The organism is Leptospira chreensis (genome assembly GCF_016919165.1).
Classification (GTDB): Bacteria; Spirochaetota; Leptospiria; order Leptospirales; family Leptospiraceae; genus Leptospira_A; species Leptospira_A chreensis.
In genome coordinates this window covers 232,005-247,282 of record NZ_JAFFPS010000057.1, presented here as the reverse complement: position 1 = coordinate 247,282, position 15,278 = coordinate 232,005, and the positions used below count along the sequence as shown (strand labels likewise).

Below are 15,278 nucleotides of genomic sequence, written 5' to 3'. Positions count from 1 at the left end.
TTTTTATTTTTCTTTTATTCGAGAACTAAACCATCATCTCCAATCGAGACACCGAAACTGGCAGCCGATCTTTGTAGAGCTTTTGCAATTTCTTGTACTGCTGGTTGGATTTGGTAACGGAAGATATTGTAATCAGCATTCTCTGTCGCAGAGCCGGATACGTTCACAGTTGCAATCATTCGGTCAAAACGACTCGAAATGATGGAACTATTACAAGCTTGGTTGAGAGATACATCTTCAGTGAATTCATTCAGGCAGAATAATTCTGCTGTTGCAATTCGTTCTTTGATGTAAGTTGATTCATTTCCTAAAAGATTTTTTAATCCATAACCATTGATGGTTTTAGAACCTGTATAAGTTCCATTATAAAGATTATCCAATCCTTTGGCATCGTAATAAAAATCAGCTTTGGTATTGTCAGAAAAACAAGAATGTTCTTCTTCTTGTTCCCCACCAAACACACCTGTCATCCTTTCTCCACCCCATTCTCCACCAGAGAAACGAGCAATCCCCCGAAGGATATTTTCAAACGATGAGGAACTGGATTTGAATTTAGAAACATAGGAAGTGGAAAGAGAAGGATCCCATGCATTTTTCAACTGTAGGAGATGTGTCTCCAAAATCTCAGTGGAATACAAAAGATAAGCGGAACGTTTTGCTGCTGCACTTCCACTACCATTGGCTGTTGTAAAATTGGTTTGGGTAATTGTAGTTCCCGGTGTGAAGTTATTTGCTGCATCAGCTCCCCACAAAAGGTATTCAATGGCATGCCAACCTACCGAAATATTCTTTGCAGGATCTCCATCAGGACAAGTTCCGGTAGCACAGTCCCCTCCGTTTGCATCAATTAATCCTTGTTTTGTGATCGTACCAGTCAGGATCACAGTATCAATATAACCTTCATCCAAAGGCCATGCATTCATTAAAGGTTCCAGTTCTACACCATCGGTAAGTGCTGGGTTGTCGATAGGTCCCTTACTAAAACGAAAGATTTCCGTTTGTAAGTAACTTCGTCTGGCCCGTCTCCAATAAGACTTTACTTCATTCAGTTCCGCGAGAGTCGGGGAAGCTTTGCCGGTAAAAGCAGTTACCTTTTGTCGTAAGGCCACCACGTCCGTATACGCATCGCTATAATTTTGAAAGGCAATTTGGGAGTAGGTCTCCAAAAAAGCGGATTGGTTGGGGGCAGTGCCGACTAAGACCAGTGCTGCGAGTATATTATTGGAATCGGTTTTCTCTGGTTCCAAAAGACTACAGTAATTCATTACAAGTCCAAGTGAAAGTACGAATGTAAGAGTGCGTTTCGACTTCATCATATGGGGTTCTCTCCTTTATAAATGAGAATAATTCTCATTATTATTTAAACAACGTTCATAAAGGGGGTTTAGAGAGCAAATGGTTTTATTTTTCTCTCACTTGATATTTATCAGGCGGGTTTGATTTGAGAATTGATGAACTTCGTTCAAAAAATCTCAATGGTTCGGAAATAAATTATTTGACACTCGTTCAAAAAGTCACAAAATTATGGCAATTGTTTAAAATATGTTAAAAATGTTCCGATTGGGAGGAAATATGAACGTAAAACTAGCACTAGGGCTTGTAATGTCCTTGGTTTTCGCAGGATCTGTCTCTGCACAAACACAAAGCCAAATGTTCCAAAGAGTAGGGGTTGTCGGGGATTCCCTAAGCCATGGATTCTTTGGGGTTACCGTAGAGAAAAAAACACAGGACTGGGCCTATCCGGTTTTGGTTTCCAAACAAGCAGGTGCTTCCGTTTCTTACAACGTTCTGAAAGGGCCTTATGTAAACTTAGAAGATGTACTCAAATGGGACTGCGGAATTTTCTGTATTGCGGAAAGTATTATTGGTGGCAATGCATCCACAGTTTCTCTTCCCACTCATGCGGGGATTACTGGGGCTGAATATACATCACTTCTTAAAACTTCCGGTAAATGCGAAGACATCACTGCGACCAAACAAGAGAAAGAATGGTACTGGGCAAAATGGTATTGGTATACTTACCGTTGGGTGACTGTTGCTGATTGCCAAGAACCAGATAAGTTTCACAGATTTGGACTTAGAGATGCGGGAACACAAACCCAAGTTATGGAAAAAGTAAAACCAACTTTCCTATTTGGATCGGCTGGAGCCAACCACGTACTTTGTACAGCACTTCATACATCAACAGATTGTTTAGATGAAACAAGATTTAAAAGAGATATCCGTGAATTCTTTCGCCGAATGTCTGCTATGGGAAGTTTACAAGGTGGGGTTTTATTTACCGTTCCTAACGTAACTTCGATTGCATTTCTAGAAAATTACAAAGATCCAAATGGACGTGCAAATTACACAGGACTCAAAGCCTTCTTTAGAAATTCCGTATCGGATCCTAACCAAGTTCTTGATGCCAATGAAGTTGCGAGTATCTCCACTTTTCTGAATATGTTAAATAACGAAATCAAAGCACAAGCAGCAACTATGCGTTTTGCTGTGGCTGATTTACGTGTGATTTTTGATGACCTAAAAGAAAATGGAAGACCCATTCGTAGTGCTTCTGGTTGGTCTCCTGGAAATGCTCGGGCCAACTGGCCACTTCCTAACCAACCCGGAGTTTTTGGTTTAGATGGTGTTCATCCGAACATGTATGGACATTCTCTATTTGCGAATGAATTGATTAAATCAATTAACAATCGTTATGGATATTCCATTCCACAAGTTAGCGAATACACAGCTTGGTATTACGACTCACTCAATAGAAACCCAGTGGACTTGAAAAAATTCCTGACAGAAAATATCTTTGGTCAGGCAATTTCTTGGGTTGTTTCTATCTTTACTTAAGAGGTTAGGACTATGAGTAAACGGTTTATAGGTATCATTTCGGTTTGTGGATTTCTGTTAGTTTTGTTTTCTTTTGCGATATGGAAGTTTTCTTCTCATAAAACAACGAAACAAACTGAGGTCACCAATTCCGATTTCGGGAATTCTGAAAGTCACGCCAATTCATTGTTTGATGATCCAGAGTTTGCCGACGCTCCCAATCCAGAAGAATTGGAATTGGCACAGGCTGAGGTACTTTGGCCGTTTGCTTTGGAGAAAAAACCAAATCGTAAGGAAGAGATCAAAGAGGAGTGGAGAGATTTTGCGGCCAAGTATCCAAAGAACTTCTACATTCCTCGCGAAATCAAAACTCGGATGACAGAGGCGGAAGAAAAGGAACAACTCGAAATGTTGGATTCTTTCACTGCCATGGATGCCAGTTTTTCTGCATCGATATCCAAGGAAAAGTGGTCCGACAAACCATCGGCAGAAGAACCGAATGCGACCGACAGACCTTCTGCAAAAACTCAAAAAGCCTATTTCGATTTTAAGATCAATGAATTAGAATCGAGAATCCAAATGGTAGAGTATTGGATCGAAAACAAAAAGCCGGCCGGGGATACGAAGACCTCAGCGGAAAAAGATTTAAAACTTTGGAAAAGTGAACTTGCTACCTTGAAAGAGGCAAGAAGTCAGGTTCCGAATTCATAATTCGCTAATCGCAAACCACCTGTATTTCTTTTCAAGAGGACGAACCGTCCTCTTTTTTTTACCCAAAACCGCGGATTCTATGGACTAGACTCGACCAAAGTTTGGAATTTTCTCTCTTTGCTTGACAGGAACAACGTTCAAAAAATTAGTTGAATTTGAGACTCGGTTTCAGTACTGCGTCCAATCCTCTAAGGAGAACCAATTCCATGAACACAAAAAGAAATATCCTCGGAAAATTACTGATCGTTGTCGCTTTCTTTGGCTTTGTCACTTTCTGCAAAGCGAAAGAAACTGACACTTCTGCCCTGGCACTACTCGGTTTGAACTTCTCTTCCGTTTCGGGAACCTTGACAGACGGGGCAGGAAATCCAATCCCTAACGCTAGTTTGGAGATCGCCACGTCCGCAAGTGTCAGGAGTGCCGGATCTTCTAAATCTCTATCCACAACCACAGAAACCGGATCTTGGCAACTGGCCCTTGGGAATGGCAGTTATGAAATTCTCGTGAAGGATGGAAATGGTAAATTACTCGGTACTTTCAAAATCTCATCTGCTGAAAATTTAGAACCTTCAATTGAAGACATCTCTCATGTATCGGATACCATTTTCCTAGTTTCTCTTGCAAACCCAAGAGAGGTTGGATCTAAATTTGAAATCCTTTCTCCAAAAGATGGAAGTATCATTAAAACTTATGATTTAGCATTAAATATAAAAACTTCCGATTCATTAACTTGCCATGTTTTACAAAATAAAACGGAAAAAGAAAATTTTACAGTGGGTAAGGGAGAAATTACTTCTCCTATTTCCGTAAAACCACTGCTTGGTGCTAATAAAATCCAAGTCCATTGCACAAATGAAGCAGGAGTTTCTGCTAAAAAAACGGTCCTGACTTATTATGGGAACCGGATTTCTGCTGGAGGATCTCACTCTGGTTATGTGGTGAATGGAAATTTATACACTTGGGGAAGGAATAATTTTGGACAACTCGGTACGGGAACTTCCACAGGAGACCTTACCAATCCTAAGATTACTAAACTATCTACGATTTCGAATGTTGCTTCGATTGGATTCAACCAGAACAGTTCTCTTGCCATCACTGAAGATGGATCTGTATGGACTTGGGGAGCGAATGCTGTTGGCCAGTTAGGTATGGGAAATATTGGGGACTTACAAGCGGCAGCCGCAGATGCAGGCCCAAGAAATCCACCAAGAAAAGTTCCCGGGATTACCAATGCTGTTATGGGTGTCTATGGTTTTGACCATGTGCTTGTTTTAAAAAAAGATGGAACTGTTGTTAGTTTTGGTTCAAACTCAGTTGGTCAACTCGGAAACGGAACCGGGGGAGCGGGAACTTATTCATCAAGTCCAGTAAATGTCATTGGCCTTCCCACAGATGTCATCCAAGTCATTGGAGGTTCTGAACATTCTGCCGCCTTGACCAAGTCAGGTGATGTTTATGTTTGGGGTAGAGACCAATACGGAAATTTGGGTGATGGAGTTCTCGGAACTGCCACAGAAGTCAATGGCACTCCGAAAAAAGTGAGTTCTTTATCAGGTATAATACATATTGCTAACGGCCGAGATCATATCCTTGCTCTCAAAAATGATGGAACTGTTTATGCTTGGGGACTTGCGACTAGTGGTCAATTGGGAATTGGTGGAACTGGATCACCGAATCCTGTTCCTACCCCAACGCTTGTGACTGGTCTTTATAATGTAGTTTCTGTTTGGGCGAATGGAACACAGAGTTTCGCTATCCTAAGCGATGGAACCGTGAAAGGTTGGGGCGCAAACTCCAGTGGAAATTTAGGAACAGGAGTTACCACTCCCTCTAAAATTTATACACCTGGTGATACTGTCGTTGGTGTTATAGACATTCAATATTTCGGATGTGGAGCCTTGCATAATTTTGCCATTCTCAAATCGGGCACTTTATACGGTTGGGGCTGGAACTTTAAAGGTTCGATTGGAAGATCCGATTTACAGGAAACTTGGGCGGCTTCCACCCCAATCTTTCTTACCATTCCACAATAAAGATCTATGGTGAATTCATTTTGATCAGATTTCTTTTATTTTTTATTTCTGTTTATTTTTATTATGGATGTGCGTTCGTAGATGCGAACGTTTGTTCTGCGAATCTAGGATTATCGGATGTTCTAAACTCTACATCGATATCCAACTGTCCGAACAAAAAAAAACTCTGTGAGGGTGACTCATGTTTGGTCTTACTAGGTCTTAGTCCATCATCAAGGTTACCTTGGGAATTGGATGATGGAGAAGAGTTATCGGGAGGAAGGGCGATGACAAGTTTTGTCACCGATGCTCGCGCCTTCCTTCAATTTGGTAGAAATTCTCCCTTATCCACAATCTCTGATTTTACCGTAGGGCAAGCCGTTTTTGAAGTTCCATGGACTGCCGGTTTTTCTGCTAGTTTACCTGACCGGGATGGACTCGGGCCTTTTTTTCATACCAATTCTTGTTTGGGATGTCATGTGGGCAATGGAAGGGCAGTGGAGGATGATGGAGATCCGTTGGTTCTCACCTTGGTTCGGTTAGGTGTTGGTCCTAGGGGAAATGATCCAGAACCTGTTTATGGTTCACAATTCCAACCGAATGCAGTCGCCGGTGTCACTCCAGAAGGAGATGTTCATTTGGAATATGATACCATCAGCGGGACTTATCATGATGGGAGTGCCTACACACTCAGAAAACCCAATTTGGTATTTAGTGGGCTCGGGTATGGACCTATGGATGGAAATCACAAAACATCAGTTCGGTTGACACAACAAGTGATTGGTCTTGGACTTTTAGAAGCTGTTCCTGAAGAAACCATTCTTTCTCGGTCTGATCCTATGGATTTAGATGGGGATGGAATTTCCGGAAGACCCAATTATCTTTGGGACCTAACCGGGAGTGGAAAATCTTTAGGGCGGTTTGGATGGAAGGCAAATACATCCACTCTCAAACGCCAAAACTCAGCCGCTTTTTCCGGTGATATTGGAATCAAAAGTCCTATGTTCCCTGGGGAAAACTGCTCGGCTTCGCAGACTGCTTGTGCGAGTGCAGTGAGCGGCGGAAGTCCTGAAGTTTCGGAAGAGAAAATTTCTGCCATTACTAAATATATGCAATTGGTAGCCGTGCCAGTTCGTCGCAATGTGAGTGCATCGGTGATACTTACGGGGAAAAAACATTTTTTCTTTGCAGGGTGTAACAAATGTCATGTGGAAAAGATGGTAACCTCGGCAAGTCCATCCATTCCCCAACTTGCAGGTCAAATCATACGTCCTTATACCGATTTGCTTCTGCATGATATGGGAGAAGATCTGAGCGATGGGAAGGCCGATGGGGAAGCGAGCGAAAGAGAATGGAGAACGGCTCCTCTTTGGGGGATCGGACTTTTTGGAACTGTGAATGGGAGAGCTCGTTACTTACATGATGGTCGAGCCAAAACATTGGATGAGGCCATCCTTTGGCACGGAGGCGAAGCCGAAAAAAGTAAACAGTACTTTTTAGCACTCAATGTTTCGGATCGTGCCAGTATGATTCGATTTTTATTATCCTTATAACGATTTGAGTTGAGTTCCTTAAAGAAGACAGGGATGGAATGAAAAAATTCATTCCTGTCTTTTGAATTAACACTTGTAGGCAGATTTTTAAAATCCTAAATTTGTCTGGCATGCAAACGTATCGGAAATTTTTTCCTTTTTTTTTCGCCCTCAGCCTCATTTTGAATTGTGATCCAGGTTCCGCAAAGGATGATACAACGGCCGTAGAGGAAGTTGTGTCAGAAGAACAAACCACTAAAGAACTTTTGGAAAATCTAAATTCCTCTGATCCTTTCACTCGCTCGCAAGCGGCGATCCAATTGGGGAGTCGGGAAGAACGTTCTGCCATTCCTAAATTAAAAAAACTTTTATCAGATAAAGAACCGGGAGTTCGGGCGGGTGCTGCGATTGCTCTTGGAGATATAAAAGACAAATCTTCCACCCAAACCATTGCCAACTTACTCTGGTCGGACTCTGAAAACCCAAAAGATGTGTATTTGGATGCCCTCACACGAATGAAAGACCCTTCTATTGGAAGTCGAATCTATTCTTTGTTAGATGATACAAATCCCACACTGCGTTTGCAAACAGTGGATGCTTTGGTACAAATCGGTGCCCATACTGTTGGTCCGCAGATTTTAAGTTTGGCTTTAAAAAACAAAGACCGAGAAAAAGACAAAACTTATGCGATGGCACTCGGAAAATTAAAAGTCACTTCTTCTGAATCTTATTTAATTCGACTAACAGAAACCCAAGATGAATCACCAACCCTTGCTGCCGCCTATCTGGCTCTCGGTAGAATCAAAGCTAAAAAAGCAAATGATGTGCTTGTTCGTGCGCTCAAACTTCCCTACAGTAAAGGAAAAGAAAATGCATCGGTGGCTCTCATTGAAATTGGCAACCCTGTTGTGGTTTCCCAAGTTTTTCCCTTCTTGAAATCTGATGATCCAGAAACCAAACTCTATGCCACCGATGTCCTTTGTTCCATTCCCTCTAAAGAAGCGGCTGAACTCGCTTTTTCGTTGTTAAACGAAAAGGAGACAAAGACTTGGGGGAGTGCGGCAAAAATTCTTGGCCGACAAAAATTCAAACCCGCTAGGAATCGGATCGAAGAGTTATTAGAAAAACCATCCACCCCAGAACGAGATAGTTTTGCCGAAGCTCTTGGTTGGATTGGTGATAAAGCATCTGTTCCCATCCTTAGAAAGGTTTTGTTATCAGGTGCAACAGAAGGGCCTTATGGTTCGGCTTGGGCACTCGGAATTCTTGGAGCCAAAGAAGCAGTTCCGGATCTCATCCAAGCTCTCGACAAAGGAGACGCCAAACTTATGGTCTATGCATTAGAGGCTCTTGGTTCCATAGCAGATCCCTCCAGTTTGCCCAAACTAAAAGAATTACTTTCCGAAAGACCGAAAATGGCTCCGCAAATTTTATCTACAGTGGCATTGATCACAACAGACGAAGCACGGATCCTCATTGAAGAGGCAACCAAATCGAAAGATGCCGATGTATATAGGCCTGCAATGGAAGAGATCGCCAAACGAAAGGACAGGAAATCCATTCCATTATTATTAACTTTTGTGAATGGAGAGGACTCCGAAAAACGAAAACTCAGTTACTATGCGCTAACTGCGATCACAGGACAAAAGTTTCGCACGGCTAAAGAGTGGAACCACTGGGCAAAAGAAAAATGAGAAAAATTATATTCGCAATCAATATTTCAACGGATGGGTACTGCGGCCACGAGGGTATGACCCCCTCAGAAGATGTTCATAAATACTTCACCAAACTTTTACAAGATGCAGGTCTGATTCTTTATGGTCGGACTACCTATGAACTTATGGTGCCTTATTGGCCTGAGATCGCGAAAAACCAATCAGAGTCAGAAATCACGAATGAGTTTGCCCGTGTTTTTGACTCACTTGATAAGGTATTATTTTCAACCACATCAGAAAAGCCTCAGGATCAAAATACAAAACTTCTGCGAGGAAACCTGATCGAAGAGGCGATTGCTTTGAAAGAAAAACCGGGAAAGGATATTTTTGCCGGTAGCCTAAGCATTGCCTCCCAACTTTCCAAACATGATTTAATTGATGAGTATCGTTTTGTGATCCATCCGGTGGTTGTTGGAAGAGGACCAAAGTTATTTGATACGGTAAAGTTATCAGAAAGTCATTATTTGGAACTCGTTGGTTCGGAAACGTTTTCTTCTGGGGTGGTTGTTCTTCATTACAAAAAACTGACTTAAGGAAAAAACTTATTTTTGTCTTGAGTCAGTTCCGTGATCCCCATAAAATCAGTTCGAAATAAAAGGAGAAGAAGATGGCAGTTGCAAAAAAGAAAAGTAGTTCTAAAAAACCAAAACCTGGTGTAAAAAAAGTAGAATATATTGGTTCACCGACTCAAACTATCACTCCCTTTCTTATGTTCAATGCGAACATCGAAGAAGTTGCCAAATTTTATAAATCCATATTCAAAAAATCTAAATTTCTTGTCGTCAATCCCACGCAGGCGGAATTCACTTTGAATGGTCAAAAGTTTTTTGCCTTCAATGGAGGGCTTGGCTTTCAATTCAGTTGGGGTGTCTCCTTTATGATTAGCGTGGAAACACAAAAGGAAGTGGATCATTATTGGAATGGTCTTCTTGCTGATGGTGGTAAAGAAAGTATGTGCGGTTGGCTTCAGGACAAATTTGGAATGTGGTGGCAGGTCACACCAAAGATTCTTTTGAAACTCATTTCTCATCCCGATCCAGAAAAGGCCGAACGAGCCCAAGAAGCAATGCTCAAGATGCGTAAAATTGACATCGCTGCATTGAAAGCAGCCGTCGCTTAATTTGCGTGATCGTTCCATTTAAGATTAAAAAATATTCAGGAAAACGAACAAACAAATTACAATGACAAATCCAATGGGCAAAACTCAATTCGCGTATGAAACAATCGTTGGTTTACAAGTAAAAAACGAAGACTTATACACTGATTACCGAAAGGCAATGACTCCTCTATTGAAACAATATGGAGGAGGGTTTCGTTATGATTTTAGAATTAAGGAAACACTCATTAGTGAAAATCCAAAAGAGATTAACCGAGTGTTCTTAATTTTTTTTCCAAGTAAAGAAACAAAGGAACGTTTCTTCGCGGATCCCGAATATTTAAAAATCAGAGAAACCTATTTTACGCCTTCCGTTGCATCCACAACCATCATTTCCGAATATGACCGGTTCCAATAAGTTAGGGACTACGAAACGAAAGGTTAAAAATCAAATCCGCTTTTTTTAACAACGAAGGTCGCTAATCAGTTCAAAATTTCTAGCCATAGGTACATTCTAAATGACTTGGAAAGTTGAATCGTGGTAGTGAATCTACTTTCAAATATTTGATTCTTCTTTGTTTTTTTCAGATCTTTTTTCGGATTCTGCAATCATCCCATCCCAGTTTGGAAATGGATCTTCGAGAGATGCCCATTTTGTTGGCCCCGCTTTGTATTCGGAATCACTGAGCAGGCATTTGTCGAGAGAGGCTCGTAGTTTCTTTTCATCCATATCTCTTCCAATGAGAACAATCTCTTGGCGTCTATCTCCCCAAGGTTCCAACCAATGGGCCTGCAAATTTTCGAATACATCGGGATCATCCGGAATCTCTTCCTCGGGAATACTCGCCCACCAATATCCTTCTGGTTTATAAGAAGATAGGTTTCCGGCTTGGGAGTAGAGGATCACCCAATCCATTTTCGTTGCAACCCATACAAAACCTTTGGCTCGAACGAGGCCTGGTTTTTCCGAATGTAACCACTCGTAAAATCTAGTTGGATGGAAGGGGCGTCTATTTCCATACACAAAACTTTTGATTCCATACTCTTCTGTTTCGGGGGTATGTTCCCCGCGGAGTTCCTTCAGCCAAAGAGGAGACTGGCTTGCTTTATCAAAATCAAATCGACCTGTATTTAAAACTTTTGTCAAAGGAACTTTGCTATAGTCAGTGGTGATGATCTCCGCATCCGCATTTAAGGATCTTAAAATCGTAAGGAGCCGATTCTTTTTTTCTTCCGACAACAAACTGATTTTATTGACTATGATGGTGTCACTAAATTCCACTTGGTCCACAAGTAGATCCACAATGTCTCTATCATCTTCTTCTCCGGCACCTAATTCACGTTCTCTGAGCGAGTCCAAACTTTCAAAATCTTTTAGAAAATTAAGAGCATCCACTACCGTAATCATAGAATCTAGTTGAACAAGATCAGACAAACTCACACCCGATTCATCAGCAAAGGTAAATGTCTCGGCAATGGGAAGGGGTTCGGAAATTCCAGTGGATTCAATCAGGATCGAATCAAATTTTCCATCTTTGGCAAGTTTGGTGATCTCAATGAGTAGATCTTCCCGAAGAGTGCAACAAATACATCCATTCGACATTTCGACTAGTTTTTCGCTCGTGCGACTGAAACTGCCACCGGAAGCCACAAGCCTCGCATCAATATTCACTTCGCTCATATCATTGACAATGACGGCGACACGAAGCCCCTCCCTGTTCGAAAGGATATGGTTCAGTAGGGTGGTTTTGCCAGCTCCTAAAAATCCAGAGAGGACGGTCACAGGAATTTTTGGTTTCATCGAGATTTCCTTAATGCAATATAGTTGCATTTGTTTTCTCGGGGAATTCCTGTCAATCAGTAAACGCAATTTTGTTGCATTTGATTGCGAATCTTAAACTAGGACTTTACCTTAAAAAGATGAGGAAATCCTTGCAATTTATGAACTAAGTTCAAATTCTTTCGATATGCAATTGGATTCTTATTACTTAAAAGCCACAAAGACCATCAATTCCATCCGTACCACCCTCCTTGTGATTTTTATTTTAGGAATTCTCGGGAGTTTGGGATCTCTGCATAGAAACCAACTCATCATGATGCTTTTCACCACCTTCTTTTATGGAATGGTGGCTCTCACACAATTCATCCTTCTAAAAAAAGGAAAGAATCCTCATGCCTTTTGGTTTGTTTTCATTGATATCATTCTCATTGGTTCGAATACCTGGGGACAAAGTATTCTTGATTTGGATATTGCTTCTTCCGCTCTAAAGGATGGGGTGAATTATATTATATCGTTTTTTATTTTACTCTATTCTGGTTTTCTATTTTCTTCCCGCCAAACCTATGTTTTGGGAGGAATGCTTGCGGTGGTGCAAATTGGGTCTTTAGTTCTCTCCGCAAAGACAGGGATGGAATTTGTGGATCGAAACGATACCCATAAAATGGCTTATTCCATTTCCTTACCTGTAGAAATTGTAAAAGTTTTTTTTCTGATCATGGCCTCTGTCGCCATTGCTAAGATGGTGGGACTCCTCACATCCATTCGGGATGAAGCCATCCTTGGAAAAAATACATCGGAAGCACATTCCAAAGTAATGGAAAAACAAAAAGAAGCTATGGTAGAAACAGGAGAAAGTTTAAACCAATCAGTGGCTTCCTTAAAAGTTTTTGCCAATGATTTGAATGGTTTGGTGCAAAACCAAGCGGCTTCTATTGAAGAAATCTCGGCTTCCTTAACAGAGATTTCTCAATCCACAGAAAATTCTTTTTCCTTTGTCAAAGACCAATACAAACGCATTGAAACTTTGAACGAAGAAAGTATCACCTTAGAAGGAATTGTCAAATCCGTTCGTATAGAAATGGATTCGATCTCAGAACAAATCAACGAATCTTCTAAATTTAGTAATTTAGTGACGGGTTCCATGGAAAACTTAAACTCCATTTTAAGCGAGGTGAGTTCCAGTTTTCAGAAAGTAGAAGACGTAAACCAAATCATGAAAGAGATCGCCGACCAAACCAATCTCCTGGCACTAAATGCATCCATTGAAGCGGCAAGGGCAGGGGAACATGGTCGTGGGTTCGCTGTTGTGGCCCAAGAAGTTGCCAAACTTGCCGACAATTCAGCAACCAATGCCAGTATCATTTCCAAAACCATTCTCAAATCCAAATCGGATTTACTCAAAGGAAATACCTCGGCGAAAGATGCCAACGATCTCGCACAAAACCAAGAAAAGGAAATGTCCAAAATCCAAAATAAGGTCATTCATTTTAATGAACAGTTTGTCGACTTACAAAGATTAAATGCTCGGGTTGTGGAATCACAAAAAGAACTAAAAGACCTTTCCTCTCAACTAGAAACCATTGCCAAAGAACAGTCATTGGGAAACCAGGAAGTGATGCGGGCCGCAGAAAGTATAGAGGATGCCGTCCAAGTTGTAGCTGAAAATACAAGGGTCCTTTCGGAACATATTGAAGACATCCAGACTTTGGCAAATCGCATCAAGTAATCCTTGTCTAACACCATTAACTTAACACCTTCCCCTTTCGTTCAGGCCTTGGGATGGGAAAACTATTTGTAATTCTCCTCCCCAGTTTGATCATTGAGTGAAAGTCCTGCTTTAGGAGCCGACAGTATGATTTGGAATATCTATTTTATCGATAACGATGACCTGATTGATCATTTTGATTCCCTTACCCCTTGGAATGAGGTGGTAGACCAATACGAACAAGGTTTTGAAGACTTTGCCGAATACCAAAAATCAGGAAAGGAAGAACTCGCTTTTGCTCCTGGAAACTATGAAGACGCCATTGAATTCTACCGTTCTACTTTGGAAGCCGGTGGAGATATTGCCGGAAACGACATCTCTCAAATCGCCAAACAAATGGATGAAGAGGGACTGAAATACAAAGACGGACAAGTGGGATTTCCTAAAGCCATGCTCGATGTGGTAGAAAAAATCAAATCGGCGGGACTCCTTCCTTACGGAATCCACAGACATTACGGTGGGCTCGGCCTTCCTTCTGTCGTACAATCGATGTTATCTGAATGTGTCTCTCGTGGAGATGGATCTCTTGCGATCACTCTGGGATGTATGAACCTTGCAGAAACGGTAGAACGATTTGGAACCGATGAAATGATTCATGAATTTGTTCCGAAGATGGCTGCTGGTGAACTTTGTGGGGCTATGGCACTTACAGAACCAAACTACGGATCGGACCTTCCTAACTTACAAACCAAAGCGATCAAAGGCGAAGACGGAACTTGGAAGATCACTGGAACTAAACGTTTCATCACTCATGCTTGTGGATTTGGATCCGCACCTTCTATCATTCTAACACTTGCAAGAACGGGAAATACAACCAGTGGTGCTCGTGGTCTCTCTTTCTTTTTAGTTCATTCCAAAGATGTATTTGTAGCATCTATTGAAAAGAAGATGGGACTTCACTGTTCTCCTACTTGCGAAGTGGTTTTTGAAAACAGTCCTGGAATTCTCATTGGGGAAGAAGGGAAAGGCCTTGTGAAATATTCCATGGCCATCCTGACCCCACCACGACTCAACATTGCTGCCCAAGCGATGGGGATTGCTACTGCTGCTTACTTCGAAGGAAGAAAATATGCAGAAGAAAGAGTTCAATTCGGAAAAACCATCAACAACATCACGGCAGTGAAAAAGATGTTGGAAAGAATGGAACGAGAAGTGGCTGCGATGCGTTGTATTTTATATGAAGCAAGTTACGCAGTAGACCAGTATCGTTGGAAAGAAGAACGAGGAAAAATGAAAGGTCTCACAGAGAAGGAAATCAAAAAAGATGAAACCTTCAAAAAATGGGAAAAACTTGCCTCACTCTTCACTCCACTTTCCAAATACTATATCACAGAAATGGCAAATCTTGTTGCTTATGATTCCATGCAAATTCACGGCGGATCGGGTTACACGGAAGATTATGATGTAGCACGTTTGTATCGTGATGTGCGAATCACTAATATTTACGAAGGAACCACACAACTCCAAACCGTTGCTTGTATCGGTGGAATTGTTTCTGGTATGACAGAAACTGGAATTTACCGCGAATATTTGAAATCGGAAATGGCTACTTTTACTTCGAGCCAAGGCCTAAACGACCTATTCAAACAATTTGAAACCGTTGTGGCAGAATTTGCAGAAATTGATTCCACTCCTCTTCGTGAAGAGTTGGCTTTTGAAGTAGTAGAGTCGGCAGCACGTTTTCACAATAGTTTGTTACTCGAAAGAAGTATTGGCAGGTCCAAGGTAGAAAGAAGAAACTATCGTAAATCGATCTCTGATGCTTACATTCTTGACAGTTCGGCGATCCTTGCAGCGAACCTAACAAAGATTCGTGGAAAGAAAAAAGCTCCCGTCACTGCATAAACCAG

12 protein-coding genes are annotated in these 15,278 nt (G+C 41.4%); 10 read left to right on the top strand and 2 right to left on the bottom strand.

All coding sequences use genetic code 11. The features are described 5' to 3' along the window. Window positions 1-14: 14 nt before the first annotated feature. Window positions 15-1,316 carry an imelysin family protein gene (locus JWG41_RS16130; protein ID WP_232374039.1) on the bottom strand — a complete coding sequence of 434 codons (1,302 nt, stop codon included), beginning with the start codon at window positions 1,314-1,316 and terminating at the stop codon, window positions 15-17. A gap of 226 nt (window positions 1,317-1,542) precedes the next feature. Here JWG41_RS16130 and JWG41_RS16125 point away from each other — a divergent pair, with 226 nt between their 5' ends. The 8 genes from JWG41_RS16125 (at window position 1,543) to JWG41_RS16090 (ending at window position 10,301) form a co-directional block, all read left to right on the top strand. Then, window positions 1,543-2,838 (top strand): hypothetical protein, encoded by a 1,296-nt coding sequence (locus JWG41_RS16125; protein WP_205270778.1) that lies wholly within the window; start codon window positions 1,543-1,545, stop codon window positions 2,836-2,838. 12 nt (window positions 2,839-2,850) lie between these two features. Further along, the gene (locus JWG41_RS16120) at window positions 2,851-3,528 is read left to right on the top strand and encodes a hypothetical protein (RefSeq protein ID WP_205270779.1); all 678 of its coding nucleotides are present in this window, start codon (window positions 2,851-2,853) and stop codon (window positions 3,526-3,528) included. A gap of 206 nt (window positions 3,529-3,734) precedes the next feature. Next, the gene (locus JWG41_RS16115; RefSeq protein WP_232374040.1) at window positions 3,735-5,561 is read left to right on the top strand and encodes an RCC1 domain-containing protein; all 1,827 of its coding nucleotides are present in this window, start codon (window positions 3,735-3,737) and stop codon (window positions 5,559-5,561) included. A gap of 20 nt (window positions 5,562-5,581) precedes the next feature. Next, window positions 5,582-7,093: a di-heme oxidoreductase family protein gene (locus tag JWG41_RS16110; RefSeq protein WP_408611762.1), complete on the top strand. Its 1,512-nt coding sequence runs from the start codon at window positions 5,582-5,584 to the stop codon at window positions 7,091-7,093. Window positions 7,094-7,203: 110 nt separating this feature from the next. Next, a complete protein-coding gene (locus JWG41_RS16105) occupies window positions 7,204-8,766 on the top strand; it encodes a HEAT repeat domain-containing protein (protein WP_205270780.1) in 1,563 nt (520 codons plus the stop codon). Further along, on the top strand, window positions 8,763-9,320 hold the full coding sequence (locus JWG41_RS16100; protein ID WP_205270781.1) for a dihydrofolate reductase family protein: 558 nt from the start codon (window positions 8,763-8,765) through the stop codon (window positions 9,318-9,320). The genes JWG41_RS16105 and JWG41_RS16100 overlap by 4 nt, the downstream gene beginning before the upstream one ends. 74 nt (window positions 9,321-9,394) lie before the next feature. Then, complete coding sequence (locus tag JWG41_RS16095) at window positions 9,395-9,907, top strand: VOC family protein (RefSeq protein WP_205270782.1); 513 nt, start codon at window positions 9,395-9,397, stop codon at window positions 9,905-9,907. 73 nt (window positions 9,908-9,980) lie between these two features. After that, complete coding sequence (locus JWG41_RS16090) at window positions 9,981-10,301, top strand: DUF1330 domain-containing protein (RefSeq protein ID WP_232374042.1); 321 nt, start codon at window positions 9,981-9,983, stop codon at window positions 10,299-10,301. A 138-nt stretch (window positions 10,302-10,439) separates the two neighbouring features. Here JWG41_RS16090 and zigA read toward each other — a convergent pair whose 3' ends face one another. Next, window positions 10,440-11,684 (bottom strand): zinc metallochaperone GTPase ZigA, encoded by a 1,245-nt coding sequence (zigA, locus tag JWG41_RS16085; protein ID WP_205270784.1) that lies wholly within the window; start codon window positions 11,682-11,684, stop codon window positions 10,440-10,442. A 166-nt stretch (window positions 11,685-11,850) separates the two neighbouring features. Between zigA and JWG41_RS16080 the strand changes: the two genes are divergently transcribed. After that, entirely contained in the window at window positions 11,851-13,389 is a 1,539-nt protein-coding gene (locus tag JWG41_RS16080) for a methyl-accepting chemotaxis protein (protein WP_205270785.1), read from the top strand. Window positions 13,390-13,515: 126 nt separating this feature from the next. Continuing rightward, a complete protein-coding gene (locus JWG41_RS16075) occupies window positions 13,516-15,273 on the top strand; it encodes an acyl-CoA dehydrogenase family protein (protein ID WP_205270861.1) in 1,758 nt (585 codons plus the stop codon). Window positions 15,274-15,278: the final 5 nt, after the last annotated feature.